The sequence below is a fragment of the Pectobacterium sp. A5351 genome (genome assembly GCF_028335745.1).
Taxonomy (GTDB): Bacteria; Pseudomonadota; Gammaproteobacteria; order Enterobacterales; family Enterobacteriaceae; genus Pectobacterium.
In genome coordinates this window covers 2,594,280-2,619,413 of sequence record NZ_CP116477.1, presented here as the reverse complement: position 1 = coordinate 2,619,413, position 25,134 = coordinate 2,594,280, and the positions used below count along the sequence as shown (strand labels likewise).

Genomic DNA, 25,134 nt, shown 5'->3' with positions numbered 1-25,134 from the left:
CTGAATTCTAGCGGAATATGGCTCTGCGGGCAAATGAATCTCGGAATTACTTAGCCCCGTAGCTCATTGGCGCGGCGGAAGCGCCCCTGATAGTCAAAGAGCTTTTCACGGATTTGCCAGAATTTTCCGTGTTTGCGGGCGACGATAAAATCGGGGGGGCGCAATAACGCCTGTTGCGTGATAACGTCGTCGGCATGCTGCCAGTTAAACGGCGTTCCCGGTGCACGTTGATGAACGCGCAAAAACTGTTGCAGGAAAACGTGGCGCTGCGCGGTGGAGTGCAGGCGAAAACGTTCGCTCACTTCGGCACCATCCTCATCGTGGTAGATGATTTTCAGCCATTCTCCTTTTGCATCTTGCCCCGACTCGAAGCTCATGCCGCTACAGCGTAAAACCAACGCATCTTTCAGCTTCAGCGCCGCTTTCAGCATATCGTCGGGATCGACCAACACCTCGTTACACTGGTGGCAGCGCCGCGCCGCGATATCGTTTTCTGCGCCGCAGTGCGGGCAGACTTTAAACCGAAACCGAAAATCACACTGCTGGCGCTGGCCGTTTTCCGCCGTTTCCCAACCCTGACAGCGACGGCCATAGTGTTCGATGATATCGCCGTCTGGGGTGGTTTTGCCCCAGAACAGGTTAGCAAAGCCGCATTCAGGGCAGAAAACTTGCACTGGCTGGCTACCCGTATGCGGCTTGCTGTTGCCGACTTCCGGCGTATAGAGATCGTGCGGGTTGCCAGCGTAATCCAGTATCAGGCAGTCCGTTTTTCCTGGATAGAGGCGTAAACCGCGCCCGACGATTTGCTGATACAGGCTGACGGATTCTGTCGGGCGAAGGATGGCGATAAGGTCAACATGCGGGGCGTCAAAACCGGTTGTCAGCACCGCCACATTGACCAGATATTTCAGCGACTGCTGTTTAAAGGCGTCAATCAACGCATCGCGTTCGGCTGCTGGCGTATCGGCGCTGACCAATGCCGCCTGCCCAGCCGGCAACAAGGCCGTAATTTCTTTGGCATGTTCGACGGTGGAGGCGAAAATCATCGCACCGCGCCGTGTTTGCGCATAATCAATGACCTGGTTGATGATATGCGGCGTAATGCGTTGCTGACGTTTGAGTTCAAGATTCAGGTCAGCTTCGCTGAATAGCCCGTTGCTGCGGGCGACGAGCTTGCTGAAATCATATTGCACTACCGGCATATCCAGCCGGTCAGGCGGCACCAGAAAGCCATGTTTGATCATATAGCGCAGCGGTAGCTCATAGATGCAGTCGCGGAACAAACAGCGCTCGTCGCCACGTATCATGCCGTGATAGTGATATTGATATATCCAGCCTTTGCCAAGCCGATAAGGCGTGGCGGTTAAGCCGAGTAGCCGCAGCTGTGGATTGGTTTTTTGCAGATGCTGGATGATTTGTTGATATTGGCTGTTATCGTCGTCGCTAATGCGGTGGCATTCATCAATGATCAGCAGGGAGAAGGCATTATCGAACTGGTCGAGATTACGCGCAACGGACTGCACGCTGCCAAAAACCACCTTTCTCTGACTCTCGCGCTGCTGTAGCCCCGCCGCGAAGATATCTGCTTCCAAATCCAAGGCACGGTATTTGGCATGGTTTTGCGCGACCAGTTCTTTGACGTGTGCAAGCACCAGTACACGACCACGAGCAAGCCGCGCCAGTTCAGCAATCACCAGGCTTTTCCCCGCACCGGTAGGCAAAACGATAACGGCCGGTTGGGTATAGCGGCGAAAATAGTCGAGGGTGGCGGAAACTGCCTCACGCTGGTAAGGCCGTAGTGTGAACGAGGAAGACTGTGTGAACGAGGCAGACTGTGTGAACGACATAACTAGTGCTGACAGATTTTATTGGCGCTGGTGGTAAAGCCCGCATCCTGCGGGATAAATTTTCCGCGTTCAGACAAAAACTGTACCAGCATTGAGGCCGTCATATTTTCGGCGGAACAGGTATGAAAACGCGCCTCGTTGCCGAAGCGGGCTTCTATCGTGCTAATCAGCTGTTCGGTGGTAAATGACCCACCGGATGCGATCATCATTTGCAACACTTCATGACCGTGAATAGATGACATAGGGTTGTCCTTAAAATGTAAAAAATTGCCCTTATTATGCCTGTTGATAATACCCGGCGCGAGGGATAAGCAAAGGTCATGCAGCTTGAAGGCCGGCTAAAAAGAGCAACGTATGGACGGTGAATTGCAGGACGCGTGAACAAACCCCCGTTATACTACGATCTCATCATTTATGGTCTCACGATTTGAGACTGGCAGTATTTGAGACAGGTAGTGAGTTTTAATGCGATTGGACAAATTTTTATCCCAGCATCTGGGAATCAGCCGTTCGCTGGTGGCGCGTGAACTGCGCGCGCAGCGTGTCACCGTTGATGGCGACGTGGTGAAGAACGGCGCATTCAAGCTATCCCCCGAGCATAGCGTTGAGTTTGACGGTAATCCGCTGGAACAGCAGAGCGGTCCGCGCTACTTCATGCTGAATAAGCCTCAGGGTTATGTCTGTTCAACGGACGACCCCGATCATCCTACCATTCTATATTTTATGGATGTCCCGGTGGCGCACAAACTGCATGCGGCAGGGCGACTGGATATCGATACCACGGGGCTGGTGTTGTTAACGGACGATGGGCAATGGTCGCATCGTATTACCTCGCCTAAGCATCAGTGTGAAAAGACCTACCTGGTGACGCTGGAGCAGCCGCTGGCCGAAGATACTGCTGCGCAATTTACCGCTGGCGTACAGTTGCATAACGAGAAGAGCCTCACCAAACCCGCTACGCTTGAGAAAGTGACGGATTATGTCGTTCGACTGACGATTAGTGAAGGTCGCTATCATCAGGTGAAAAGGATGTTTGCTGCGGTGGGGAACCGGGTCGTGGAGCTACACCGCGAGCGTATTGGCGACATCTGGCTGGATAGCGAACTGGAACCGGGTGAATTCCGGGAGTTAAGCGATGAGGAGATCGCCAGCGTAAAATAATGCTGCATAGCATGATCTTCTTTCTACTCTGGAGTTATTAGTGCAATTACGCCGTTCTTCTCATCTCGGGCTGATCTTTATTCTTGGCCTGATTTCGATGCTAATGCCGTTAGCCATCGATATGTATTTACCTGCGTTACCGACTATTGCCAACGAGTTTGGCGTGGGGGATGGGCACGTCCAAATGACGCTCAGTACCTATGTACTGGGGTTTGCTATAGGCCAGATGTTCTACGGGCCGATGGCGGATAGTCTGGGGCGTAAACCTGTCATTCTTGGCGGTACGCTGGTTTTTGCGTTCGCAGGCGTGGCCTGTGCGCTGGCGCAAACGGTAGAGCAGCTTATCTACATGCGCTTCCTGCACGGAGTTTCTGCAGCAGCAGCGGCGGTGGTGATTAATGCACTGATGCGCGATATGTTCTCTCGGGATGATTTTTCTCGCATGATGTCGTTCGTCGTGCTGGTGATGACGGTCGCACCGCTCATTGCGCCGATTGCCGGTGGCTGGCTGCTGTTGTGGTTTAGCTGGCATTCCATTTTCTGGACGATCTCTGGCGCAGCGTTTCTGGCAGCTGCGCTAATTTTCTTTTTTATCAAAGAAACCTTACCGCCTGCGAAGCGGCAAAAATTTCATCTGCGCACCACTATCGGGAATTTTGCCATCCTGTTCCGCCACAAGCGGGTGTTCAGCTATATGGTGGCGAGCGGACTGTCGTTTTGCGGCATGTTTTCCTTCCTGAGCGCCGGGCCATTTGTGTATATCAACCTGTATGGCGTGTCACCTCAGAATTTTGGCTATTACTTTGCTCTGAACGTCGTCTTTCTGTTTGTGGTGACGTTGTTTAACAGCCGTAATGTGCGGCGCTTGGGGGCGCTGGCGATGTTCCGTGCGGGGCTGGTAATCCAGTTTGCGATGGGAATATGGCTGGTGATTGTCTGCCTGTTCGATCTCGGGTTCTTACCGCTGGTATTTGGCGTTGCGCTGTTTGTCGGCTGTATTGCAATGGTGGCGTCGAATGCGATGGCGGTCATCCTTGATGATTTCCCTCATATGGCAGGGACGGCGTCGTCGCTCGCGGGAACGCTGCGCTTTGGCCTTGGCGCGATGGTGGGTGTTATTCTATCGCTGGCCTCATTCAACAGCGCCTGGCCGATGGTGCTATCAATGGCACTCTGTTCGATTGGTGCCTTTCTGCTGTACATGTACGCGAACCGCTCGGTAGCGTCCTGATTTTCCCTTCTTCTCAGGTGCAGGAATACCCTTCTTGCACCTGAGTCTGTTTTCTTCTTTCTCCATATCCTTTCTGACAGCGATAGCCTGTCATGGCTTTTTGTTTTGCGAATGTAAAATATTTGACCCAAAAGTGAACGAATGGGTCGAAAAGGGTTGAGATATTAAATGGAAAAGGTTACATATAGCCGGAAAAGAAGAAAGATTCGTGATCGATTTGGCATTAATAGTGCTTGCAATCAGGCTTGTTAGCCACTATTACGATATGAAAAAAGTGTGTTTGTTGTTTTTTTGTTCACGAAAGGTGGCAAGAAATGGTGTGAACACGCTACTATGATAAATATGTTACTATTTTGTGAATTATTACCTGAGGAAAACAGTAGTGGACAGTTTCCAACTTTCGGTAGTTCATCGTTTGCCGCAAAGTTATCGCTGGTTATCGGGTTTTGCAGGTGTCAATGTTGAACCGATTCCGCTGAGCGGCAGAGAAGAAGAGAATAACCTGATTGGCCTCAAGCTGCTGAGCCATGACGGCGATATTGCATGGAAAATCATGCACCAGTTGCATCAGTCTCTGTCTGAAATTCAGGTTGAATGCGCCGTTCTGGAATGGGAAGGCGAACCGTGCCTGTTTTTACATCGCAATGATGAAAGTACGGCAATGTGCCGTCTGAAGAACGTCGGTGTCGCTATTGCTGAGTCGGTATCGGCACAATACCCCTTTTAAACCACAGCGTCAGCAGACTGGCGCTGCGGTTTTCTCTCATCTATGCCGACGGTGTTTCCGTTGTGTAGGATGAAAACTGTAGTAATTCCCGCGTGTAATGCTCGGCAGGGTGCGTGAATACCTGTTTACATTCGCCTTGCTCAACCACTTCGCCTTGTCGTAACACAATAACCTGATGACACAGTGAGCGGATAACCTGCAAGTCATGGCTGATAAACAGGTAGGCGATTTTGTGCTTTTTCTGTAATGACTTCAGCAGCGCCAGAATTTGCGCCTGAACCGTTCTGTCCAGTGATGATGTTGGTTCATCAAGGATCAGCAGCTCTGGTTGCAATATCAGGGCGCGAGCAATGGCGATACGCTGGCGTTGACCGCCGGAAAACTCGGAGGGATTGCGGTAGCGGGTCGCAGGATCCAGCCCAACTTCCTGCATCGCCTCAACCACGCGCTGGTCGAGCGCCTCTTTGCTTAACTTATGATGGACGGTCAAGCCTTCTGCGATAATTTGCTCCACATTCAGCCGCGGGTTCAGCGCGGAGTTCGGATCCTGAAAGACAACCTGAATCCGATGGCGGAAAGGCAGCATTTGCTTACGGGTTAGCCGCTGTAAGGGCTGGCCGTCAAACCAGATATCGCCACGTGATTGAATCAGGCGTAATAGCGCTAACCCGGTCGTGCTTTTGCCTGAGCCGGATTCCCCCACCAGACCGAGACTTTCGCCGCGCCGTAAGGTGAAGTTGATATTGTTCACTACCTGTTTTTCATCAACGGTACGGCGTAAAAGGCCGCGTTTGATGGGAAACGAAACCTGTAGTTTTTCCACTCGCAGGAGTGGCTCACCGTCATCCTCGACCGGAAGTGGCTCGCCTGATGGTTCTGCGTCCAGCAGTTGGCGCGTATAGGGGTGCTGCGGTGCGCTGAAAAGCTGCTGACAGCTATTGTGCTCCACGGCCTGACCGGCTTTCATGACCGATACGCTATCTGCTAACTGACGGACAATATTCAGGTTATGGGTGATGAACAGTAAACTCATTCCCAACTCCTGTTTCAGCTCATTCAGCAATTTCAATATTTGCGCCTGAACGGTCACGTCCAGTGCCGTTGTGGGCTCATCGGCAATCAGCAAATCCGGCTGTGTCAGCAGCGCCATCGCAATCATGACGCGCTGGCGTTCCCCGCCGGAAAGCTGGTGCGGAAAGTCATTCAACCGGCTTTTCGCCTGCCGAATCCCTACACGATCCAGACAGGTGATGACTTCGCTGCGGGCAGCCTCGGTGCGCATCCCGCGGTGGAGCGACAGCACTTCAATCAGCTGTTTCTCAATGCTTTGCAGAGGATTCAGCGACACCATCGGCTCCTGAAAGATCATTGCGATCCGGTTGCCGCGTATCTGACGCAGTGTTTTTTCATCAGCATGCAGCAGCGATTGCCCGGCGAAACGGATATCCCCTTGTGGATAAATGACGGGTGGGGAAGGGAGCAAACGCAAAACCGACAGCGCGGTGACGCTCTTACCCGAGCCTGATTCACCAACCAGTGCCAGCGTCTCACCCGCGTTCACCGTCAGTGACAGCTGATCGACAACGCGCTGCTCCTGATCGCCTTTGCGGAAGGCAATGCTGAGATTATCTATCTGCAATAAAGGTGAACTGGACATATTAATGCGCCTTGCTGGGGTCAAAGGCGTCGCGCACCGCTTCGCCAATAAAAATGAGTAAGGAAAGCACGATGGAAAGCACCATAAACACGGTAATGCCCAGCCACGGTGCCTGAAGATTATTTTTTCCTTCCAGCAATAAGGTGCCTAATGACGGCGAGCCCATCGGCAGACCAAAGCCGAGAAAGTCCAGCGATGTCAGCGTGGTAATTGAGCCGCAGAGAATGAAGGGCAGATAAGTCAGTGTAGCAACCATCGCGTTTGGCAGCATACAGCGGAACATAATCGCGCGATCGCTGACGCCCATCGCCTGCGCCGCGCGGATATAGTCAAAGTTTCGGGTACGCAAAAACTCTGCTCGCACGACGCCAACCAGACTCATCCAGCCGAAAAGGACGGTAATCGCTAAGAGCCACCAAAAATCCGGCTGAATCACGCTGGACAGCAGGATGATGAGAAACAATGTCGGCATACCTGACCAGACTTCGATAAAGCGTTGTCCCCATAGATCGAGGCGCCCGCCGTAATAGCCCTGTGTCGCACCGACGGCGATACCAATCACGCTGGACAGGATCGTAAGCGCCAGACCGAACAGCAGTGAGATACGGAAGCCATATAGCACCTGCGCAACCACATCTTTCCCCTGGCTGTCCGTGCCCAGCCAGTTCTGCCAGTCTGGCGCAGACGGAAAGGATGCCGTCGTGGCGTAGTTGATGGTGTCGTAGCTGTAGTGAATCAGCGGCCAGATAGCCCAGCCGTGGCTGCTGATACGCTCGGCGATATAAGGATCGCGGAAGTCAGCGGTGGTATCCAACTGTCCACCGAATGTTCTCTCGCTGTGATCAATAAGAACCGGCGTATAGAACTGGCCGTCATATTTCACCAGTAGCGGTTTATCATTGGCAATGAGCTCGGAAAACAGGCTGACGATAAACAGCACCATGAAAACCCACAGCGACCAGTAACCGCGACGATTACTTTTAAAACGCGCCCAGCGCGCCTGATTAATCGGGCTTAAGCGGCTCATTGGCGTCCCTCAAAATCGATACGCGGATCCACCAGCGTATAAGTCATGTCGCTGACGATGTTCAGCAGTAAACCGATAAGCGTAAAGATATACAGCGTACCGAACATAACGGGATAGTCACGTTGCAGCGTTGCGTCATAGCCCAACAGACCTAACCCGTTGAGAGAGAACATCACTTCAATCAGCAGCGAACCAGTAAAAAACATACTGATAAACGTGGCAGGGAAACCGGCGATCACCAGTAGCATCGCATTACGAAACACATGGCGGTAGAGAATGCTCTTTTCATCCAGCCCTTTAGCGCGTGCAGTAACCACGTACTGCTTGCGAATCTCATCCATAAACGAATTCTTGGTGAGCATCGTTAAGGTGGCAAAACCGCCAATCACGGAAGCCAGAACTGGTAACGTGATATGCCACAAATAGTCGGTAATCTTGCTGTACCACGGCAGGGTATCAAAATTGCTGGAAACCAGCCCGCGTAGTGGGAACCAGTCCAGGTAACTGCCCCCCGCGAACAGCACAATCAAAATGATCGCAAATAAAAACGCCGGAATGGCATAACCGATAATGATTAACGTACTGCTCCAGGTATCGAACGGTGTGCCGTTCTTTACGGCTTTCTTGATGCCCAGCGGAATGGAAATCAGGTAGACGATCAGTGTACTCCACAGCCCCAGCGTGATGGAAACCGGCATGCTTTCTTTAATTAATTGCATCACCGAAGAACCGCGAAACAGGCTGTCGCCGAAGTCAAAGCGGACATAATCCCACAGCAATTTAAAATAGCGCTCATGGATCGGTTTATCGAAGCCATAGCGTTTGGTGATTTCTTCGATCACTTCCGGGTCGAGCCCGCGAGCCCCCCGGTAGGCGTTCTCGATATTCGGTGCGCCGCCGGTGCCAGTACGTGCCATTCCGGCGTCCATTCCGCTATTGGCGGTAAAACCGCTGCCGTGCCCCATTTCAATGGCCGCGATGGCCTGATCGACTGGCCCACCGGGGGCAATTTGTACAATAAAGAAGTTAATCGTGATAATCGCCCACAGGGTTGGAATGACCAGCAGGAGGCGGCGTAATAGATACGTTCCCATTTTGATTCCTTAACGTCGCTCTGCGGGCAGCGTAGCTGCCTTTTGGGTATCGAACCACCAGCCGTCGAAGCCCAGCGAATAAGCCGGGCGCACAGCGGGCATAGCAAATTTGTTCCAATAGGCGAAGCGGTCATGATTGGAATACCACATCGGAATCATGAACTGGTTCCAGGTCAGTACTCTGTCCAGCGCGCGCCCCAGTGAGAGCAGCGGCACTTTCTGTCCCTGATGCTTAACGATTTTCTCAACGAGAGCATCAATCGCGGGATCGCTGACGCCAGGTCTGTTATAGGTCGAGTCGATATACTGTGAACTCCAGCGGATTTGCAGGTCGTCACTGGGGTAAAGGAACGCGCTGTAAACGGTTGCCGTCATATCGAAATCTCGCTTACGGATTCGGCTGTTGAACTGCGTGCTGTCGATGTTACGCACGTTCATGGTGATACCCAGTTTTTTCAGGCTCTGCTGAAACGGCAGGACGTACTGTGAGTTGCCAGCGCTTGGCAGCAGCAGTTCAAACGTAAAGGGTTGTCCGGTTTTGCTATTGACCAGCTTTTGATTTTTCAATTCCCAACCGGCTTCTTCCAGCAGCTTGAGTGCCTTAAGCCAGTTTTGGCGGTCATAGCCGCTGCCGTCGGAGGAGGGCGGTTGGTAGCTGGGACCAAAGACTTCGGCAGGCACCTTGTCCTTAAGCGGCGTTAGCCAGGCGAGTTCTTCTGCGCTGGGTTCGCCTTTGGCGGCATAGTCGGTGTTTTGGAAATAGCTGTCGGTACGTTGATAGGCGTTGTAATACAGCGCCTTGTTCATCCAATTGAAGTCAAAGGCCAGCGTTAGCGCCTGACGGACACGACGATCCTGAAACAGCGGTCGCTGGATATTGAATGCTAGCCAGCGTGTATCCTGTGCAGATTGATTAACCTGATCCTGTTTGATGATATAGCCGCGTGCAAAGTTGCCGCTCTGATATTGCGTTGCCCAATGTTTTGGCGACCCTTCCTCGCGCAGATCGAAGGCGCCGGCTTTAAAGGCCTCCAGCGCGACGCTGTCGTCCAGATAGTAGTCGTAGCGGATTTTGTTGAAATTGTACTGGCCTTTATTGACCGGCAGATCGGCACCCCAGTAGTCTTTCACGCGTGAGTAGGTGACATATTGCCCTGTACGATAGGACGTGATGCGGTAAGGGCCACTGGCTGGTGGCGGATACGATAGCGGCTCGCTGAGTTTATGATTCTTCCAGAATTTTTCCGGCATGATGGGCAATGTTATCAGACTAAACATGCGATTTTTGTCGGATACGGGAAAATCGAAGCGTACGGTTAGCGGTGCAACGGCCTTGGCGGTAACATCTTTAAAGTAGATGCGAAACTGCGGCACGCCCTGCGTCATAAACATATTGTAGGTGAACGCGACGTCAGCTGCGGTGATTGGTGAGCCATCGTGAAAGCGGGCTTTGGGATTCATGTCGATTTCAATCCAGCGGAAATCCGCTGAATGGCGTGTTGTCAGGGCAACCAGTGGGTAATAACTACCAGGCTCGTCATCGGAAGAAACAAAGAGAGAATCATAGAGCCGTTCAGTTCGTGCTGCCGCCACGCCACGTAGCGCGTAGCGATTGAAGTTGTCAAATGTCCCTAGTGCGCTGAGCGTGATGCTACCGCCTTTGGGCGCATTGGGATTCACGTAATCAAAATGGCGGAAGTTCTCGGCGTATTTGGGCTCACCCAAAAGTGCAAAACTGGTGCTGTTTTCAATCGTTTCGGCATGCAGCCCAAAGTGGGTCGTGCAAAGCAATACGGCAGCGATAACGCGTTTTAACATCTGACGGTAATCTCCTGCGAGCGGATGTTATCGGGTTGGGGATCGTCTGATGCAGACGTGCCATACCATAACGTCAACAACGCCGATTTTCTCGGCATAAAGTTCTTGAAATAATTAACATTCCCATCGGGAAGCGGTGTGTTTTCTTTTTATCATGAAATCAGGTGATAAACCTACTTTAATCACGGCTTGTTAATGTTTCAGGTTGTTGAGTGAGTCATATTTTGCGCAGTGCGCCGCAAAAGGGGGCAGATGTGAGCAGGATTCGGGCAAAGCAGGCATAAAAAATTTCTGGGAGAAATTTGTAACGTTGCGTCAGCAACGACCCGTAAGTTGATGGGCAAGGATGTTCGTCATAAAAAAACGTAGGGAACGTTTTTCAACGTTGCGTTAGCAACGGCCCGTAGGGTGATGGACAAGGATGTTCGTCATAAAAAAACGTAGGGAACGTTTTTCAACGTTGCGTTAGCAACGGCCCGTAGGGTGATGGGCGAGGATGTTCGTCATAAAAAAACGTAGGGAACGTTTTTCAACGTTGCGTTAGCAACGGCCCGTAGGGTGATGGACAAGGATGTTCGTCATAAAAAAACGTAGGGAACGTTTTTCAACGTTGCGTTAGCAACGGCCCGTAGGGTGATGGACAAGGATGTCCATCATAAAAAAACGCCGCTTGTTATAAGCGGCGTTCATGTCGTCTCGTTTCGTTGGCTACAGCAAGGTTCTTTTACTCGCAAAGCGATATTTGCTTGCAAAACAATATCACAGCAAGGGAGCAGATATTGATTAGCTGGTCGTCGTTCCTTTACTCAGAACACGGCGTCCTTCCTGATAACGCTTATTCCAGTAATCTTCCGTCATTTTAGAAATGATGACGCCACTGCTGGTTGAAGCGTGGACGAACTGATCGTTGCCGAGGTAGATACCAACATGGCGTCCGGTTGAACCTGCGCGGAACAGAACAAGATCGCCAACGCGCAGTTTATTACGCTGAATTTTCTGGCCCATCTCTTGCTGTTCATAGGTTGAACGCGGTAGATCCATACCAAACTGTTCGCGGAAGGTGCGCTGAACGAAAGCTGAGCAATCAATGCCACCGCGACTATCACCGCCTAAGCGATAACGAACGCCTTTCCAACTTGCATATTGGTTGAGTAATTTGGACTTGATGTCCACATTACGCACTAACGCTTCAAATTCATCCTGAGAGGCTTGCAGTAAAAGACTATCTTTGTCATTAACTGCACGCATATCAGTTTGAGCTTTATGGTTGTACGCACTGTTACTTCCACATGCGGAGAGCATCATCGCCACCGCGACGGCAGGCACTGCCCGCCAGATATATCTCAGAATCGGTTGAGACTTGACCATTATTGTTATGTTCCCTTGCTGTCCTTAACGATAAATATCGCTATGTAGTATCCCCATTTCACTGGGGTATAAATGCCAAACGAAAACGAGACTCAGACTAAAACAGAGTTTCTTCTTAGCCAAACACTCATCGGCGAAAATGTGTCGGAATGCACATTATTTCTCTTGCCGCTGCTAGTTCAGTATGCGCTAAAAAGCAAACCTGAACGAGACTACCGCAACAGCAGCAGGATTGCGAGAAGTTTTAACTATTTTATTTATAAGATTTAATGATGTGTTCAGCTAAAAAATGTCGATGTAAAAAATCTGAAATCATAGGAATTTATACTGTCGATTTTTTAGGAAATAGTCGGTTTAACAGGGCAATAGCGGCATCGCTTGCTGGCGTTAATAGCCACCAGCTCAGGCCGACCAGAACAACCGAGAGCGAACCGACAGCAATATCGGTAAACCAATGTGCGCCAATCATGATGCGAGGCAATGAGAAAATCACCATGATGGCCAGACCGATAACAAAAGCGGTGCGGGTGAAATAGCGCAGCATAAAAGTGGCAAAGATCATCAGCATCATGCCGTGGTCGCCAGGGAAACTGTCTGATGAAGCATCTTTGGTCGGAATACCGGTTAAATCTGAAACGCGGTTGACGTCGCTAAAATAGAGCGTCGGGCTGGCGTGTTGCACAGGTAATAAATGCCCCGCCTGATTTAGCACCACGGCGGTTAGCAGCATGATAAAGCCGATGATCAACAAACGGCGGCGTTCTGTAGGTGTGGCTTTCAGATAAAATGATAGATACAGCAAGCCCATCGCAATGAGCGCACAGCCGTCAAAGGCGCGGTTGTTGGTAATGGCAACCAGATGTAAAAACGCCGGACTATCGACTAAGAGACGATTGAAATAGAAAAAGATATGGCTGTCGAGCGTGAACCAAAAGCCATGATTTTCCAGAAGGTACCAGGATAAGAACAAACCGATGCCCAAGGCGTTGAGCACTAGAATAGAAGAAAGACGAGCAAAAGACATAAGGCAAAGCATCCAAGCAAAGACGAAAAAAATTTAGTTTAGTCCATGTTAACTAAACGAGCCTTTAACAACGAGGCTTGTAACGTATTCCATTCTGCCGGTGTTTCATTGATGACTTCGATACGGCTATCAATGGGGGCCGCCGATCGGGTTTCTATATGCAGGTCGTGTCCCTGACGGTTAACGACGAGTGTCCCTTCCTTTATACGCATCACCCCTTTAAGCCGGCTTACGGGAGAAAGACGAACCCAGTCCAGCAGGGCGGCGGTATCAAAAGTGGTTTCAGGTGCGAATATCCAGCCGCAGGCATGATAGCCTTGTCCCTGATTGAGTGAACGTCGCCAGGATTGTCCACCCGGTAATTGCAGCGCGGCCAAACCGTTCGTTGGCTTATGTGAATGGTGGTGGACGCCATCTGGAAGTTCGCGCACACGGTTTTGCGATGAATGGTGTTGCGGCTGATCGAGCAGTTGTCGGTCAATATTTCCCTGACTGGCTTCGATAAGTTGTCGACCCTCGCTGCTTGCCTGCTGCCATTGCTGTAATGCTGTGAGATCGTCGGGGGTATAGGTATCACGTTTGTTGGCGATAATGATATCCGCGGCGGCAAGCTGATCGCGGAAGTTCTCATTTTCCGTGTAACGAGTTTCACTTAACTGGCGTGCATCCAGCAGGCATAGCGTAGTCTGCAATGTTAGCCAGGGCTGATAGATGTCACTTGTCAGCAAGGAGAGAATTTGTTTCGGGTGACCGAGCCCTGTAGGTTCGATGAGTAGACGGTGAGGCTTTTTCTGTTGCAGCAGCATATTCAGGCCAACCTGCATAGGTAGACCGTTCACGCAGCACATGCAGCCACCGGGAATTTCTTTCAGGACGGCACCGCTGTCCGCCAGTAACGCACCGTCAATGCCCACTTCGCCGAATTCATTGACCAGTACCGCCCAGACTTCGTCTTCAGGCTTTTGCGATAGAAGATGACGAATCGTGGTGGTTTTTCCACTACCGAGAAATCCCGTAATCAAATTGACTTTCGTTAGCATGGCAGGCTCCTAATGCGGGGGAGGGGTGACGTGTGCCGGATTGGTCATCCGGCGACAAGTATTGTGCGGAAAGCACAATGTAGACTGTTAGTCTGCGCGACCCATGTAGCGGCGTTCTGGAATATGAATGCGGATCTTTTCACCTGCGCTCAGATATTCTGGAACAGGGATAACCAGACCGGTGCTCATGGTCGCAGGTTTGTTGCGTGCACTGGCGGAGGCGCCTTTAATGCCCGGTGCGGTATCAATGATTTCCAGATCCACCGTTTGTGGCAGTTCCAGCGCGATGATCTGGCCGTCCCAGCTCAATACCTGAATGCCCGGCATGCCGCCTTCAGGGATAAACAGCAGCTCTTCTTCTATTTGATCTTTTTTGAAGAGGTAAGGGGTGTAGTCCTCATCATCCATAAAGACGTATTCGTCGCCGTCAATATAAGAGAAGGTGACCGTGCGGCGCGTCAGCGTGATGGTGTCGAGAATATCATCGCCTTTAAAACGCTCTTCCACTTTCAACCCCGTGCGCACGTCAGAAAAGCGCATTTTGTACAGTGTGCTGGCACCGCGGGCGCTGGGGCTCTGGACGTCGATGTCCTTTACCAGCAATAACTTGTCGTTATAGTTAACGACCATACCGCGTTTAATCTCGTTCGCTCTTGCCATAAAAATTTCCTGCTATAGGGAGTGTGATTTTTGTGGCGACACGTTACTCGCGCCAGAGAGTTCAGGCAAGTGATAAGATAAAGATGCTGATATTGGTTTTTCGCTGCGGGACTGTTATCGTGGCGCTCTCTATCTTTTGTCAGCCCACCGGAGAGTTTGCTGATGGACTGTCGCTCCCATTGCGGTGCTTGTTGTACCGCGCCATCGATTTCGACCCCCATGCCGGGGCTGCCGCACGGCAAGCCCGCGAACACGCCCTGTATCCATCTCGATGACGCGATGCGCTGCGGATTATTTCATTCACCGCTGCGGCCCGCGGTTTGCGCAGGGCTACAGCCGCGCGCAGATATGTGCTTCAGCCATCGGGATGAGGCAATGGTTTACCTGCTCAAGCTGGAAGCCGATACGGCCCCTTAACGTGTGGCCATTAGGCTTCTTTGATACGCCACATACAATAGATGGAACCGACGATCATTAGCAGCGCGAAGAAGAAGACCGCGTGATAGTTCCAGATTTCCGCAACGATCCCAGCCAGTGAACCAGAGATGATCCAGCCAACGCGCGTGGTATTGGTAAACAGCGTGGTAGCCGCGCCGGCCTGTCCGGGCATCAAATCCTGAAAATAGAGCATGCCGATTCCGGCCAGAATGCCAATAAATATCGCGTTCAGCGCTTGTAACCCCAGCAGCGCAATTTCCCCATCGAGAACCAGCAAGCCGCCGAAGAACAGCAATCCTGAGGCAACGGCAAGCCGCATCAGGAAACGTTTCCCGAAGCGTTTGGCAACGTAGCCCGCAATCAACATGACCGGAATTTCCAGCCCGGCGGCCACACCCATCATGATCCCCGCCAGCTTCTCCGGCAGATGCAGTTCATGCACCAGATAAAGCGGCATATTAATGAGGTAAATCCCGTTGCAGGTCCACATCAAGGTACAGGCAACGAACAACAAGAGCGTATCCCGGCGATTACGACGCGGCGATTCCAACGTTGAGGTGGTCTTTTCCACCGCTTTGGGCATGGAAGGTAAGAAGAGCTTGACCAGAATACCGCACAGGATAAAGACGGCCGCCGCAGTCAGATACATCGTCGTGAAGCCGAATCCCAGCGCCAGTGCAAAAGCGATAGGCGGGCCAACAACCCAGGCGAGAGAAATCTGGGCGCGGAGGATGGAGCTGAACATTGCCGCTTCTCGGCCGGTTTTATCCGCGTGCTCCCGCGCCAGCGCAAAGAGCTGCGGGTTGGCGGTGGAGCCAAAGCTGCTCAGCAGCACGCCGATAAAAAGCAGAATAAAGTAGTTACGGTTCCATGCAAACAGCATGCAGGCCAGTGCGCCCAGCAGGCAGCAGACGAAGATCAGCGATTTGCGATCGCCCTGACGGTCCGAACGCGTGGCCAGCATCTGGCTGACAACAATGCCGATAACCGCACTGCCGGTATAAAACATTCCCACCAGAAAAGGACGAGCCTGTACTTCACTGGAAAGAAAGAGGCTGAGCGTAGGAAGTTGCAGGGCGCCGGCTGTTCCGGTCAGAAAGGCAATAACCAGGAATGCTGACGATGTCAGGTCAAGCGGGCGTCGTGTTGTGTTTGCAGGAGTGAACATAAATTGATAGCGCTTGGAAAATAGGCAGAGGCTGTCGAGCGCGACAGTCTACTCGGGTTTATAATGAAACAGAAATCTTGTTTCATTATTTTTCGTCAGCACGGCTTCAGCCATTTGCGGATTTTTGTTGGCGGGCAGCGCATCATCCACGTTAAAATGTGCGTGATGTCAAAATTCTGTTACGTCAGCAGCGTAGAAAGCTTGCATAAATGACGTAATAGAATGAGACTTTTGAAACGTTTCAGCGGAATTTTTTTGAAACGCCCTAACAATCGACACATTTTTTTCTCATAAAAGCTGAAACGATTCAACTTTCAGCAAGAGAGGAGAGCCATGTTCCAGTTGTCACAGCAAGATATTCATTTGGGCGCAGCGGCCAGTACTAAGCAGGAAGCTATCCAGCTTGTTGCTTCAGCACTGACCGAGGCCGGGTGCGTTAACGCAGGGTATGTCGACGGCATGCTCCAGCGCGAACAGCAAACATCCACCTATTTGGGAAGCGGCATTGCTATCCCTCACGGCACCACCGATACCCGCGATCTGGTATTGAAGACCGGGGTTCAAGTATTTCAGTTTCCTCAGGGTATTGCCTGGGGTGAAGATCAAACCGCCTACGTGGTGTTGGGTATTGCAGCCCGTTCTGATGAACATCTGGCGTTGCTGCGCCAATTGACTCACGTCCTGAGCGACGATCGCGTAGCGGCTCGCTTGGCAAGCACCACGTCAGCAGAAGAACTGCGTAGCCTGCTGATGGGCGAGCAACAACTGGCGGAGTTCCGCTTTGATACCTCGCTGATTGCGCTGGATGTGGCGACCGATAATCTGCTGACGCTTCAGGCGCTGAATGCGGGTCGTCTTCAGCAGGTCGGCGCAGCCGATGCCAGCTTCGTCAGCACCGCAGTCAGCAGTAAGCCGCTGAATCTGGGACAAGGCGTGTGGTTCAGCGATAGTGCTGTCGGTAACCTCAGCAGCGCAGCCGCAGTGGCGCGCCCGGCTACGCCTTTCAGCGTTGATGGTGAAAACGTGGCGTTATTGGTCACGGTAGCTGCGGCTGACGATCAGGCTTTTGCGCCGATCGATTATCTGAGTAACCTGCTGATTGCACAAAAAGCGGATCGTCTGCTGACAGCTGATGCACCGACGCTGCTGGCACTTTTGACCAGCGATGTACCGGAAGAGAGCGAAGTGCTGACAGCCGAATTTACCATTCGCAACGAGCACGGTCTGCACGCACGTCCGGGAACCATGCTGGTGAACGTGATCAAACAGTTCAGCAGTGAGATTACCGTCACCAACCTGGATGGAACAGGCAAACCGGCAAATGGCCGCAGCCTGATGAAAGTCGTCGCACTGGGCGTGAAGAAAGGTCACAAACTGCGTTTCACCGCCAGCGGTAGCGATGCGGAACAAGCACTGGCCGCGATTGGCGACGCGATTACGTCCGGTTTGGGCGAGGGGGCAGCATGAGCAGGAGAGTAGCCACAATCACCCTGAATCCAGCTTATGACCTGGTTGGCTATTGCCCGGAAGTTGAGAAAGGCGAAGTCAATCTGGTTCAGACAGCGGGTCTGCACGCCGCAGGCAAAGGCATTAACGTTGCCAAGGTGCTGAAAGATCTCGGGATTGATGTCACGGTAGGTGGCTTTCTGGGCAAAGACAATCAGGATGGTTTTCAGCAACTGTTCAGCGAACTGGGCATTGCTAACCGCTTCCAGGTTGTGCCAGGACGTACGCGCATTAACGTCAAATTAACCGAAAAAGATGGTGACGTTACCGACTTCAACTTTTCCGGTTTTGAAGTGACACAGCAGGACTGGCAGCGTTTCGTCAATGATTCGCTGAGCTGGCTGGGGCAGTTCGACATGGTTGCGGTAAGCGGCAGTCTGCCGGCTGGCGTCGATCCTGATGCGTTTACCGACTGGATGTCGCGTCTGCGTACGCAGTGTCCTTGCATTATTTTCGACAGCAGCCGTGAAGCGCTGGTGGCGGGACTGAAAGCCTCTCCCTGGTTGGTGAAACCAAACCGCCGGGAGCTGGAAATATGGGCTGGGCGTAAATTACCTACGCTGGCTGATGTGGTGGATGCCGCCCACGCGCTGCGTGAACAGGGTATCGCACATGTTGTGATCTCACTGGGTGCGGAAGGCGCGCTGTGGGTGAATGCATCGGGTGCCTGGCTGGCAAAACCACCGGCTTGTGATGTGGTAAGTACGGTAGGTGCGGGCGACTCCATGGTTGGGGGGTTGATTTATGGCTTATTAATGCGTGAGTCCAGTGAGCACACTTTGCGTTTGGCGACGGCAGTTTCGGCTCTGGCCGTGAGCCAAAGTAATGTTGGTATTACCGATCGTCCTCAGTTGGCCGCGATGATGGCGCGTGTCGACCTGAAACCCTTTAACTGATACAGCAGGAGATAAACAATGAAAACGCTGCTGATTTTGGATAAATCACTGGGCCTGGCGAGAAGCCAACTGGTGAAGAACCTACTCGGCGCTGCCGCTGCGAAAGCAGGGGTGACGTTTACAGAACAGGCTAACGATGCAGAACTGGCGATCGTTCTGGGTGCATCCGCTGCGGCGGACAGTGCACTGAATGGCAAGCAGGTTTATGTCGGTGACATTGAGCTGGCTGTTTCGCAGCCGGAAGCCTTTTTGGCAAAGGCGCAGGCTGAAGCAACGACGTATCAGGCTGTCGCGTCAGCTTCCGTTCAGCAACACGCTGCTGCTAAGCGCATTGTTGCCGTAACGGCGTGTCCGACTGGCGTCGCGCACACGTTTATGGCAGCAGAAGCGATTGAAAGTGAAGCTAAAAAACGCGGCTGGTGGGTTAAAGTGGAAACGCGCGGCTCCGTTGGTGCGGGCAACGCGATTACCCCAGAAGAAGTGGAGCAGGCCGATCTGGTGATCGTTGCTGCGGATATTGAAGTCGATCTGGCGAAGTTTGCTGGCAAGAAGATGTATCGCACTTCCACAGGGTTGGCACTGAAGAAGACGGCGCAGGAGTTAGATAAAGCGCAGACTGAAGCGAAAGTGTATCAGCCGTCTGGGCAAACCAGTGCGTCAAGTGCGAACGAGTCTGCTCAGAAAGGCGGAACGGGTCCCTATCGTCACCTGCTGACTGGCGTATCCTATATGTTGCCGATGGTGGTGGCGGGTGGTCTGTGTATCGCCCTGTCGTTTGTCTTTGGTATTGAAGCCTTTAAACAGGAAGGTACGCTGGCCGCGGCGCTGATGAAGATCGGTGGCGGTTCTGCCTTCGCACTGATGGTGCCGGTGTTGGCGGGCTATATCGCTTTCTCCATTGCGGATCGTCCGGGCTTAACGCCGGGTCTGGTTGGCGGGATGTTAGCGGTGAGTACGGGGGCAGGCTTCCTCGGTGGGATCATCGCAGGTTTCCTGGCCGGTTATGTGGCCAAAGCGATCAACAATAAGCTGATTCTGCCGCAAAGTCTGACGGCGCTAAAACCGATTCTGATCATTCCGCTGTTTGCTACGCTGATCACCGGTCTTATCATGATTTATGTCGTCGGTACGCCGGTGGCGAAAATCCTGACTGGCCTGACTAGCTGGCTGCAATCCATGGGTACGGCGAATGCGGTGATCCTGGGTGCGATTCTGGGTGCGATGATGTGTACGGATATGGGCGGCCCGGTTAACAAGGTGGCTTACGTCTTCGGTACGACCTTGCTCAGTAGCCAGATTTACGCGCCGATGGCTGCCGTCATGGCTGCAGGTATGGTGCCACCGCTGGCGATGGGGCTGGCAACCGTGCTGGCAAGTAAGAAATTCAACCCGACCGAGCGTGAAGGAGGCAAAGCGGCGTTTGTACTGGGCCTGTGCTTTATCTCTGAAGGGGCGATTCCTTACGCGGCGCGTGACCCAATGCGCGTTCTGCCTTGCTGTATCCTCGGTGGTGCACTGACTGGTGCGTTGTCGATGGCGGTGGGCGCTAAACTGATGGCACCACACGGCGGTCTGTTCGTGCTGCTGATTCCTGGCGCGATTACTCCCGTTATCGGCTATCTGTTGGCGATCATTGCGGGAACCATCGTGGCTGGTGTGCTGTACGCGCTGCTGAAACGCTCTGATGAACAACTGGCGAAAGTCGCGTAAGTCTGATTATCGTCGTTAAAAAATCATGCCATAACACAAGGATGTGAATGAGATAGCGCCAGTTGGGTAACCTTCTGGCGCTTTTTTATGGGATAAAAAACTAACTACGCTGGGCTTCGGATTTGAGCCAGGCGATTTCGTCGGCCCAGATGTCAGGGTTGATTGTCTCCAGAATCATTGGGATACCATCAAAGCGGGCATCTTTCATGATATAGCTGAAGGCCGTTTTGCCGATATTGCCTTCCCCCAGACTATGGTGTCGGTCAACGCGGCTGGCGAACGCGCTCTTTGCATCGTTCAAGTGCATTCCGCGCAGATAGCGGAACCCAACAATGCGCTCGAATTCAGCGAAGGTGGCTGCGCAATCGGCTTCTGTCCGCAGATCGTAGCCGCCAGCGAAGGCGTGACAGGTATCGATACAGACGCCAACGCGGCTTTTATCTTCTACGCCGTCGATGATGGCCGCCAGATGCTCAAAGCGGAAACCGAGATTGCTACCTTGTCCGGCGGTGTTTTCAATCACGGCGGTAACACCGTCCGTTTCCGCCAGCGCGATATTGATGGACTCGGCGATACGGGCCAGACAGTCTGCTTCTTCAATCTGTTTCAGATGGCTACCGGGGTGAAAATTCAGCAGACTCAGCCCAAGCTGCTGGCAGCGGGACATTTCATCGATAAACGCGATGCGTGATTTTTCCAGCGCCTCGTCGTCTGGGTGGCCCAGATTAATCAGATAGCTGTCGTGGGGCAGAATCTGTGCTGGCGTATAGGCGTACTGTTCACAGGCAGCTTTAAAACGGTCGATAAGCTCCGCGCTGAGCGGCGCAGCCTGCCATTGGCGCTGATTCTTGGTAAATAACGCAAAAGCCGTTGCCTTTATCTCGTGTGCGCGAATCACGGCCTGATCGACCCCGCCTGCCGCGCTAACGTGCGCGCCGATGTATTTCATGTTGGTCTCCTCTGGTAACGGAGACATTATGCAGGTTAATGAGACGTTAACAGCCAAATAATTTATCGTTAGCCGAATAAATGTTCGAAGAACAGATTGATGCCTGCGCCGCCAACCACCAGCCAGATAAATAGAATAAGTGCCAGCAGCAGTGGTTTGGTGCCAGCCTGACGAATAGCACTGAATCGGGTAGTCAGCCCCAGCGCAACCATCGCCATGGTCAGCAGAATATTATCAAGTTGAACTAACTGCGTGACGAGTGTCGGAGACAGGAGTGAGAAAGAGTTGAAGGCGGCAACGGCGATAAACCCCAGTGCAAACCACGGGAATACCAGCGGAACCGCGTCTTGTGCATCACTTTTTTGTGTCGCTTTTTTCAGGTAAAACCCGAGAACGACAAGGAAAGGCGCCAGCATCATCACGCGCAGCATTTTGCTGATGACGGCGATGTTTTCTGTCGCGCTATCGACGGCATGTGCGGCGGCAACGACCTGAGCGACTTCATGTATCGTCGAGCCAAAGTACAGACCGACGATCTGCGGTGTAACGTCAATCCAGTGATGATCGAGATTGAGCTGATAGAGCCACGGGTACAAAAACATGGCTGTCGTACCGAAAATCACCACGGTGGAAACGGCGACAGCAATGGCATTGCTGGACGCTTTGACAACGGGTGCGGTTGCCATGATTGCGGCTGCGCCGCAGATGCTGCTGCCAGCACCGATGAGCATCACGATTTCATTGTCGAGCTTCAGCCAGCGCTTGCCCATCCAGCAGGCAAGTAAAAACGTCAGCGTGACCACGGTAAGGTCGACGGCAATCCCGGTAACGCCAACGGTTGTCACCTGCTGAAAGCTGAGGCGAACACCATAAAGTATGATGCCCCAGCGCAGTAAATGCTGCTTGGCCCACTGCACGCCAGGATCGCACAGAGGATGAAGGCGTGGATAAACGCTGTTTCCCAGTATGATCCCCATGAGAATCGCTAATGTCAGTGAACCCGGCCCCCAGTGAGCGATTTTCGGAATATTTGCCAGCCAGAGGAGTGAAAAAGTTATTAAACTGACTAACAGCAGACCGGGTAATCGTGCTTTTGCTCCATCGGATGGAACCATTCCTTGTAACGTTGTAGGAAGAGCCATGGGTTTGGTGCCTATTCTGACCGTACCGAATTGAGAAGCCAGCTTATAATCCACGAGATTAAAAGAGAAATTGATTATATATTTATAACTTATAGGTATTTCAGATAAAGAGCGCACTATGCATATCACGTTACGTCAACTGGAAGTCTTTGCCGAAGTCCTGAAAAGTGGTTCAACGACACAGGCCTCCGTTGTACTTGCCCTGTCTCAATCGGCTGTCAGCGCCGCGTTGGCGGATTTAGAAGGGCAGTTGGGTGTTCAACTTTTCGATCGCGTTGGCAAACGTTTGGTGGTTAATGAACATGGCCGTCTGCTGTACCCCAAAGCGCTGGCATTACTTGAGCAGTCGATGGAAATTGAACAGCTTTTCCGCCGTGATAATGGGGCGCTGCGCATTTATGCCAGCAGTACCATCGGCAACTACCTGTTGCCCGCAATGATTGCCCGCTATCGCCATGACTACCCTGACATTCCGCTAGAGCTGCATGTTGGCAATACGAAAGATGTGATCACTCGCGTGTCTGAATTCAGTGTCGATTTAGGTTTGATCGAAGGGCCTTGCCACCATCCTGATTTGATTACGCAACCCTGGCTGGAAGATGAACTGGTGGTGTTTTGTTCTCCCGACCATCCGCTCAGTCGGGGTTCTGTATCATTAGCCGCGCTGGCGGATGCGCATTGGATCCTTCGTGAACGTGGTTCAGGCACGCGTGAAGTGCTGGATCATCTGCTGCTGACGCACCTGTCGCATTTCCATCTGGTGATGGAGTTAGGGAACTCGGAGGCGATTAAACATGCGGTTCGCCACGGGATCGGAATCAGTTGCCTGTCGCGACATGTTATTGCCGAACAGTTGGCGTCAGGTTCGTTGGTGGAACTGAAGGTGCCGCTGCTTAAACTCACACGGACGCTGTATCTGGTACACCACCGGCAGAAACATCTGTCAAATGTGCTGCAACGTTTCCTGAGTTATTGCTGTGAAAAGCCATAGCGAAAATATTTTCTGCTGCTAATAATCGGACGTGAGTTATTAAGCTCTCTTATAACTCGACGATCTTAACTATTCAGCACAACGCGATTTGCTACAATCCCGCCTCGATTTTTAGCACGAGCACGTGGGATAACAATGGCTCAGCACGATATTCAACAAACTACACAGGGTGCACCGACCCTGCGCCGTGAACTGAAAGCACGGCATTTAACGATGATCGCCATTGGCGGATCGATTGGCACTGGGTTATTTGTCGCGTCTGGCGCGACGGTTTCACAGGCAGGCCCAGGTGGTGCACTGCTGTCTTATGCCCTGATTGGGCTGATGGTTTACTTCCTGATGACCAGCCTGGGTGAACTGGCGGCGTTCATGCCAGTTTCCGGTTCGTTCTCTAGCTATGGTTCCCGCTATGTAGAAGAAGGATTCGGCTTCGCGCTGGGCTGGAACTACTGGTACAACTGGGCAGTGACCATCGCGGTCGATCTGGTGGCGGCGCAACTGGTGATGGGATATTGGTTCCCCGACGTGTCCGGCTGGATTTGGAGCGCGTTGTTCCTGGCGCTAATGTTCCTACTTAACTACATTTCTGTGAAAGGGTTTGGCGAGGCGGAATACTGGTTCTCACTGATTAAAGTCGCGACGGTCATCATTTTCATCGCCGTTGGTGTGATGATGATTACGGGCATTATGAGCGGTGCGGAAAATGCCGGATTCCACAACTGGGAAATTGGTGATGCGCCGTTTGCCGGCGGCTTCTCTGCCATGATTGGCGTGGCGATGATCGTGGGCTTCTCTTTTCAGGGAACGGAACTGATCGGCGTGGCGGCTGGGGAATCTCAGGAGCCAAGCAAAAACATTCCGCGTGCCATCCGTCAGGTTTTCTGGCGCATCCTGCTGTTCTACATCTTCGCGATCCTGATTATTAGCTTAATCATTCCGTATACCGATCCAAACCTACTTCGTAATGACGTCAAAGATATCACGGTGAGTCCGTTCACGCTGGTGTTTGAGAACGCGGGGCTGCTATCTGCCGCTGCGGTGATGAATGCGGTCATCCTGACTGCGGTGCTGTCGGCGGGTAACTCCGGGATGTACGCCTCGACGCGTATGCTGTTTACGCTGGCATCGGAAGGTAAGGCGCCGCGCATGTTCGCTAAGCTGTCAAAAGGTGGCGTGCCGCGTAATGCGCTGTACGCCACCACTGTGGTGGCTGCGCTGTGTTTCCTGTCTTCTTTGTATGGCAACCAAACGGTTTATCTGTGGCTGCTGAATACGTCCGGTATGACCGGCTTTATTGCCTGGCTGGGGATCGCCATCAGCCATTACCGTTTCCGTCGCGGATACGTTATGCAGGGCTACGATCTTAACCGTCTGCCTTATCAATCGAGTTTCTTCCCGCTAGGGCCGATCTTTGCGTTTGTGCTCTGCCTGATCATCACGTTGGGACAGAATTACCAGGCATTTCTGGAAGATAAAATCGACTGGTATGGTGTGACGGCGACGTACATCGGTATCCCGCTGTTCCTGTTGATTTGGTTCGGCTACAAGCTGTGCCGTGGAACGCGTTTTATCAAATATCAGGATATGACGTACCCCGATCATAAAGACTAAATCGTAAGCGCGTGGTAACCACGCTGTTTTTTTACCTCGAAATATTGTCTTTTACGCCACTGATACGTG

General features: G+C 52.3%; 22 protein-coding genes. 9 read left to right on the top strand and 13 right to left on the bottom strand.

Going from position 1 to position 25,134, the window contains the following annotated elements:
• Positions 1-50 precede the first annotated feature (50 nt).
• Both O1Q74_RS12230 and O1Q74_RS12225 read right to left on the bottom strand, forming a co-directional pair.
• Entirely contained in the window at positions 51-1,847 is a 1,797-nt protein-coding gene (locus tag O1Q74_RS12230) for a DEAD/DEAH box helicase (RefSeq protein WP_271873510.1), read from the bottom strand.
• Positions 1,848-1,849: 2 nt separating this feature from the next.
• Positions 1,850-2,089 (bottom strand): YecH family metal-binding protein, encoded by a 240-nt coding sequence (locus tag O1Q74_RS12225; protein WP_271873509.1) that lies wholly within the window; start codon positions 2,087-2,089, stop codon positions 1,850-1,852.
• Between the two features lie 223 nt (positions 2,090-2,312).
• Between O1Q74_RS12225 and rsuA the strand changes: the two genes are divergently transcribed.
• From rsuA to O1Q74_RS12210, 3 genes are all read left to right on the top strand, one after another.
• A complete protein-coding gene (gene rsuA, locus O1Q74_RS12220) occupies positions 2,313-3,008 on the top strand; it encodes a 16S rRNA pseudouridine(516) synthase RsuA (RefSeq protein ID WP_271873507.1) in 696 nt (231 codons plus the stop codon).
• 40 nt (positions 3,009-3,048) lie between these two features.
• Positions 3,049-4,239 carry a Bcr/CflA family multidrug efflux MFS transporter gene (locus O1Q74_RS12215; protein ID WP_271873505.1) on the top strand — a complete coding sequence of 397 codons (1,191 nt, stop codon included), beginning with the start codon at positions 3,049-3,051 and terminating at the stop codon, positions 4,237-4,239.
• A gap of 382 nt (positions 4,240-4,621) precedes the next feature.
• The gene (locus O1Q74_RS12210) at positions 4,622-4,966 is read left to right on the top strand and encodes a YejG family protein (protein WP_015839902.1); all 345 of its coding nucleotides are present in this window, start codon (positions 4,622-4,624) and stop codon (positions 4,964-4,966) included.
• Between the two features lie 40 nt (positions 4,967-5,006).
• Here O1Q74_RS12210 and yejF read toward each other — a convergent pair whose 3' ends face one another.
• The 8 genes from yejF to yeiP all read right to left on the bottom strand — a co-directional run bounded on the left by yejF (position 5,007) and on the right by yeiP (position 14,654).
• Positions 5,007-6,623: a microcin C ABC transporter ATP-binding protein YejF gene (yejF, locus tag O1Q74_RS12205; RefSeq protein WP_271873502.1), complete on the bottom strand. Its 1,617-nt coding sequence runs from the start codon at positions 6,621-6,623 to the stop codon at positions 5,007-5,009.
• A gap of 1 nt (position 6,624) precedes the next feature.
• Positions 6,625-7,650, bottom strand: a complete 1,026-nt coding sequence (locus tag O1Q74_RS12200) for an ABC transporter permease (RefSeq protein ID WP_271873500.1) — start codon at positions 7,648-7,650, stop codon at positions 6,625-6,627.
• Positions 7,647-8,744, bottom strand: coding sequence for a microcin C ABC transporter permease YejB (locus O1Q74_RS12195; RefSeq protein WP_225087776.1), 1,098 nt, complete (start codon positions 8,742-8,744; stop codon positions 7,647-7,649). The genes O1Q74_RS12200 and O1Q74_RS12195 overlap by 4 nt, the downstream gene beginning before the upstream one ends.
• 9 nt (positions 8,745-8,753) lie before the next feature.
• Entirely contained in the window at positions 8,754-10,562 is a 1,809-nt protein-coding gene (locus O1Q74_RS12190; RefSeq protein WP_271873496.1) for an extracellular solute-binding protein, read from the bottom strand.
• Positions 10,563-11,345: 783 nt separating this feature from the next.
• The gene (gene mepS, locus O1Q74_RS12185; protein WP_271873494.1) at positions 11,346-11,930 is read right to left on the bottom strand and encodes a bifunctional murein DD-endopeptidase/murein LD-carboxypeptidase; all 585 of its coding nucleotides are present in this window, start codon (positions 11,928-11,930) and stop codon (positions 11,346-11,348) included.
• A gap of 322 nt (positions 11,931-12,252) precedes the next feature.
• Positions 12,253-12,954: a phosphatase PAP2 family protein gene (locus O1Q74_RS12180; RefSeq protein WP_271873492.1), complete on the bottom strand. Its 702-nt coding sequence runs from the start codon at positions 12,952-12,954 to the stop codon at positions 12,253-12,255.
• Between the two features lie 38 nt (positions 12,955-12,992).
• Entirely contained in the window at positions 12,993-13,994 is a 1,002-nt protein-coding gene (locus tag O1Q74_RS12175) for a CobW family GTP-binding protein (RefSeq protein WP_271873490.1), read from the bottom strand.
• Positions 13,995-14,081: 87 nt separating this feature from the next.
• On the bottom strand, positions 14,082-14,654 hold the full coding sequence (yeiP, locus tag O1Q74_RS12170) for an elongation factor P-like protein YeiP (protein ID WP_271873488.1): 573 nt from the start codon (positions 14,652-14,654) through the stop codon (positions 14,082-14,084).
• 162 nt (positions 14,655-14,816) lie between these two features.
• On the opposite strand from yeiP, the gene O1Q74_RS12165 reads away from it, so the two are divergent.
• Positions 14,817-15,071: a hypothetical protein gene (locus O1Q74_RS12165; RefSeq protein ID WP_015839911.1), complete on the top strand. Its 255-nt coding sequence runs from the start codon at positions 14,817-14,819 to the stop codon at positions 15,069-15,071.
• 10 nt (positions 15,072-15,081) lie between these two features.
• On the opposite strand, the gene setB is transcribed toward O1Q74_RS12165, so the two are convergent.
• The gene (gene setB / locus O1Q74_RS12160) at positions 15,082-16,260 is read right to left on the bottom strand and encodes a sugar efflux transporter SetB (RefSeq protein WP_271873484.1); all 1,179 of its coding nucleotides are present in this window, start codon (positions 16,258-16,260) and stop codon (positions 15,082-15,084) included.
• 333 nt (positions 16,261-16,593) lie between these two features.
• Between setB and fruB the strand changes: the two genes are divergently transcribed.
• Genes fruB through fruA form a run of 3 tightly spaced genes read left to right on the top strand, consistent with a single transcriptional unit; the run spans position 16,594 to position 20,372 of the window.
• Entirely contained in the window at positions 16,594-17,727 is a 1,134-nt protein-coding gene (fruB, locus tag O1Q74_RS12155; RefSeq protein WP_271873482.1) for a fused PTS fructose transporter subunit IIA/HPr protein, read from the top strand.
• Positions 17,724-18,662 (top strand): 1-phosphofructokinase, encoded by a 939-nt coding sequence (gene fruK, locus O1Q74_RS12150; protein ID WP_005967280.1) that lies wholly within the window; start codon positions 17,724-17,726, stop codon positions 18,660-18,662. Before fruB ends, fruK begins: the two co-directional genes overlap by 4 nt.
• Before the next feature lie 18 nt (positions 18,663-18,680).
• Positions 18,681-20,372, top strand: a complete 1,692-nt coding sequence (fruA, locus tag O1Q74_RS12145) for a PTS fructose transporter subunit IIBC (protein WP_271873474.1) — start codon at positions 18,681-18,683, stop codon at positions 20,370-20,372.
• 100 nt (positions 20,373-20,472) lie between these two features.
• On the opposite strand, the gene nfo is transcribed toward fruA, so the two are convergent.
• Together nfo and O1Q74_RS12135 are read right to left on the bottom strand one after the other, a co-directional pair.
• The gene (nfo, locus tag O1Q74_RS12140; RefSeq protein WP_271873472.1) at positions 20,473-21,321 is read right to left on the bottom strand and encodes a deoxyribonuclease IV; all 849 of its coding nucleotides are present in this window, start codon (positions 21,319-21,321) and stop codon (positions 20,473-20,475) included.
• 68 nt (positions 21,322-21,389) lie between these two features.
• On the bottom strand, positions 21,390-22,463 hold the full coding sequence (locus O1Q74_RS12135) for a YeiH family protein (protein ID WP_271873471.1): 1,074 nt from the start codon (positions 22,461-22,463) through the stop codon (positions 21,390-21,392).
• Between the two features lie 118 nt (positions 22,464-22,581).
• On the opposite strand from O1Q74_RS12135, the gene yieE reads away from it, so the two are divergent.
• Positions 22,582-23,454 carry a DNA-binding transcriptional regulator YeiE gene (gene yieE / locus O1Q74_RS12130; protein ID WP_271873469.1) on the top strand — a complete coding sequence of 291 codons (873 nt, stop codon included), beginning with the start codon at positions 22,582-22,584 and terminating at the stop codon, positions 23,452-23,454.
• Positions 23,455-23,589: 135 nt separating this feature from the next.
• A complete protein-coding gene (locus O1Q74_RS12125; protein ID WP_271873467.1) occupies positions 23,590-25,065 on the top strand; it encodes an amino acid permease in 1,476 nt (491 codons plus the stop codon).
• Positions 25,066-25,134: the final 69 nt, after the last annotated feature.

Bases quoted from the DNA above. Each gene is read 5' to 3' on its own strand.
- O1Q74_RS12135 (WP_271873471.1), bottom strand. From the start codon at position 22,463: ATGGCTCTTCCTACAACGTTACAAGGAATGGTTCCATCCGATGGAGCA.
- fruB (WP_271873482.1), top strand. From the start codon at position 16,594: ATGTTCCAGTTGTCACAGCAAGATATTCATTTGGGCGCAGCGGCCAGT.
- fruK (WP_005967280.1), top strand. From the start codon at position 17,724: ATGAGCAGGAGAGTAGCCACAATCACCCTGAATCCAGCTTATGACCTG.
- O1Q74_RS12125 (WP_271873467.1), top strand. From the start codon at position 23,590: ATGGCTCAGCACGATATTCAACAAACTACACAGGGTGCACCGACCCTG.
- fruA (WP_271873474.1), top strand. From the start codon at position 18,681: ATGAAAACGCTGCTGATTTTGGATAAATCACTGGGCCTGGCGAGAAGC.
- setB (WP_271873484.1), bottom strand. From the start codon at position 16,260: ATGTTCACTCCTGCAAACACAACACGACGCCCGCTTGACCTGACATCG.
- yeiP (WP_271873488.1), bottom strand. From the start codon at position 14,654: ATGGCAAGAGCGAACGAGATTAAACGCGGTATGGTCGTTAACTATAAC.
- O1Q74_RS12165 (WP_015839911.1), top strand. From the start codon at position 14,817: ATGGACTGTCGCTCCCATTGCGGTGCTTGTTGTACCGCGCCATCGATT.
- O1Q74_RS12200 (WP_271873500.1), bottom strand. From the start codon at position 7,650: ATGAGCCGCTTAAGCCCGATTAATCAGGCGCGCTGGGCGCGTTTTAAA.
- O1Q74_RS12230 (WP_271873510.1), bottom strand. From the start codon at position 1,847: ATGTCGTTCACACAGTCTGCCTCGTTCACACAGTCTTCCTCGTTCACA.
- yieE (WP_271873469.1), top strand. From the start codon at position 22,582: ATGCATATCACGTTACGTCAACTGGAAGTCTTTGCCGAAGTCCTGAAA.
- O1Q74_RS12225 (WP_271873509.1), bottom strand. From the start codon at position 2,089: ATGTCATCTATTCACGGTCATGAAGTGTTGCAAATGATGATCGCATCC.
- nfo (WP_271873472.1), bottom strand. From the start codon at position 21,321: ATGAAATACATCGGCGCGCACGTTAGCGCGGCAGGCGGGGTCGATCAG.
- yejF (WP_271873502.1), bottom strand. From the start codon at position 6,623: ATGTCCAGTTCACCTTTATTGCAGATAGATAATCTCAGCATTGCCTTC.
- rsuA (WP_271873507.1), top strand. From the start codon at position 2,313: ATGCGATTGGACAAATTTTTATCCCAGCATCTGGGAATCAGCCGTTCG.
- O1Q74_RS12180 (WP_271873492.1), bottom strand. From the start codon at position 12,954: ATGTCTTTTGCTCGTCTTTCTTCTATTCTAGTGCTCAACGCCTTGGGC.
- O1Q74_RS12190 (WP_271873496.1), bottom strand. From the start codon at position 10,562: ATGTTAAAACGCGTTATCGCTGCCGTATTGCTTTGCACGACCCACTTT.
- O1Q74_RS12175 (WP_271873490.1), bottom strand. From the start codon at position 13,994: ATGCTAACGAAAGTCAATTTGATTACGGGATTTCTCGGTAGTGGAAAA.
- mepS (WP_271873494.1), bottom strand. From the start codon at position 11,930: ATGGTCAAGTCTCAACCGATTCTGAGATATATCTGGCGGGCAGTGCCT.
- O1Q74_RS12195 (WP_225087776.1), bottom strand. From the start codon at position 8,744: ATGGGAACGTATCTATTACGCCGCCTCCTGCTGGTCATTCCAACCCTG.